The organism is Lentilactobacillus dabitei, assembly GCF_019061365.1.
GTDB lineage: Bacteria > Bacillota > Bacilli > Lactobacillales > Lactobacillaceae > Lentilactobacillus > Lentilactobacillus dabitei.
Map to the genome: position 1 here is coordinate 19,052 of NZ_JAHPPD010000051.1, position 2,241 is coordinate 21,292.

Genomic DNA, 2,241 nt, shown 5'->3' on the forward strand with positions numbered 1-2,241 from the left:
CCGCTCACTTATTCTAGGACAGCTTCTCAAAGCAATAACCTGCACATAAGCACCACAAACAAAAATCCAGAACCAGGATTTCCGCTTGTGGAGACTTATGTTTCGGTTATTAACCGCTTTGCTGCGCTCACTTATTCTTTGATAAAGTTCTCCAACACCTTACCATCGGCCACTGTTAACAGGGTCTGCTTCGATGGAATTGGGGCGACAATTCTAAATTGATAGCCAGCCCCAGCCCCTTTTTTGATAACCAAGCTGGTTTTGGTAAAGCCCTTCACGCTGGATGGCCACTGGACTGTTTTAGATTGGTCCGGATTTTTCTTGAGGTAGGTCATTGCCTTGTTGAAGTCTTTATTGGTGATGGTGAGGGTGTAGACCTTGGTCTTTTCGTTAAAATCAACCTTGCCGAGTTTACGGTAACTTCCCTTAAGTGTCTTCAAAACATTGGCTTCGTTTAATTGACGACGGGCGGCCGCCTGCTTCTTTTCGCCGGCATCGAAGACCATGTTTTTGTTATGGCTGGCCATTGATGACATTTGTTGCTGTTTTTCAGTCGGCGGGGTTTCCTTTGTTTCATTTTGGCTGCGAATAGCCCCTGGCATTAAATAGCCCCCGATAGCAATCATGACAACCGCGATGGCAATGAGAAAGACAATCAGGCCGCGAGTTTGATTTTTGTACATTGCGGTTCTAAGTGAGAAGAATCCAAGTAGAATCATAATCGCGCCGACAACACATAAGAAAACTGATAAATATAACAAGTTACTTTCCCCCGTCGATATAGTGTGGATTTGCAATAATTAATCTGTCGTTTTGGTAATACCAAAAGCATATAATATTTTGGATGGGGTGTAAAGATTGACGAATTGGAATTTTGGGGCAGACGCTAAGCCCTTACTAAGGCTTATATAAAGCAATTGCATACTCGCCGATGTGGGAATTACTACCAGCTGATTTTAATTCAGTTTGATAAATTGGCAGACTGAACATGCCAATTTGCCATCCCTTATAGGCTGACAGGTTGATGTGTTGTTTTGCTAAGTCATTCAGGACAAATCTTTTAAAGGTTGGAGAGCCATCAGCCAACTTTTGAATTTGCTGATCGGTTAGTTGGGTCGATATTTTGATGAACTTCATATCATTTAATTTGTCGCCCCAATCGTGTCTGGTAACCGAGTCATAGTCGTTTCCCAAATAGCCCGCAGCGGCTTCATCCAACTTATAGTTATAGGTCGTGCCAGTAAAAGATTTAATGACTGGTAAGTCTTGATAATACGTAACCGTTGAATCGTATTGGTCCGGATCAGCTCCCTGTAGATCATTAAGCTCAGCACTGGTTGGATGGGGGACCCCACCAGGGTTGCCCTTGGTTATCCAGTTTGAGTCGCTACCAACGGCTTTCTTGCTGGCATAAGCTCCCGCGGTCAAATACCCTTTCCAAACGTAGCCCGTCGTTTTTCCAGATTGGCTGGTGACATAGTAAAAGGTTCCGGTCTTGGTGCCATTAGTCATTTTTAAAACTTTGGCGGCGTACCAGGTCGTTTTGGGGTAATTGGTTAAATGATGTTTCTTTTGGGTGAGATTATCATTCCAGAGGTAAGCTTTCGTACTGCCATTCCAGTGAAAAGTAGTATTGTTAGCAGTCTTAGATTTGACGGTGTGATAAACTCCAGCTGCTTTTACAATTTGTGGAATGCTCATCAGAGCAAGGCCGGCAAAACTGACAATTAAACCGGCGAATAGAATCAGATGTTTTTTCAAATAAATTGCCTCCGTACATGTATCAATTAAGATAATCAGTAATAAAAACGATCAGCCTATTGTCGAAGAACTACAAATGAAAGCAATCAGTTGACCCTATTAATAGCATATCACATATATCTTATTTGTTAGGGGTAAATTTATGTAAATATAAATCATCCGGATAATTGATCTCATAGCAAAATTAACTAGTGAGGTGGAGGCGTGAACTATATTCTCCGGAGTCAAACCGGTACTCTATTACATAGCAGAAATGCACGTCGACAGTCCTGAATCCTACTACATAAGACAAAAAGACCAACAATGAACAAAAAACGTTCATCATTGGTCTTTATAGCTTATGCTCCGAACATAGTGGAAATGCGCTCAACATATAAGTAGGCCCCCTCTAAAATCCAAAATGAAGTGCAACAGAAAAGTTAGACAAGTTTAGATATTGATTTAAGCTACCATGGCTTGATTCCTGTATTCTACAGGGGT

At 41.7% G+C, this 2,241-nt stretch carries 2 protein-coding genes; both read right to left on the bottom strand.

Annotation, left to right across the window (positions count from 1 at the left end):
• Positions 1-131 precede the first annotated feature (131 nt).
• Positions 132-761: a hypothetical protein gene (locus tag KTE19_RS08780; protein WP_217164634.1), complete on the bottom strand. Its 630-nt coding sequence runs from the start codon at positions 759-761 to the stop codon at positions 132-134.
• A gap of 136 nt (positions 762-897) precedes the next feature.
• Positions 898-1,761 carry a hypothetical protein gene (locus KTE19_RS08785; protein ID WP_217164636.1) on the bottom strand — a complete coding sequence of 288 codons (864 nt, stop codon included), beginning with the start codon at positions 1,759-1,761 and terminating at the stop codon, positions 898-900.
• Positions 1,762-2,241 lie beyond the last annotated feature (480 nt).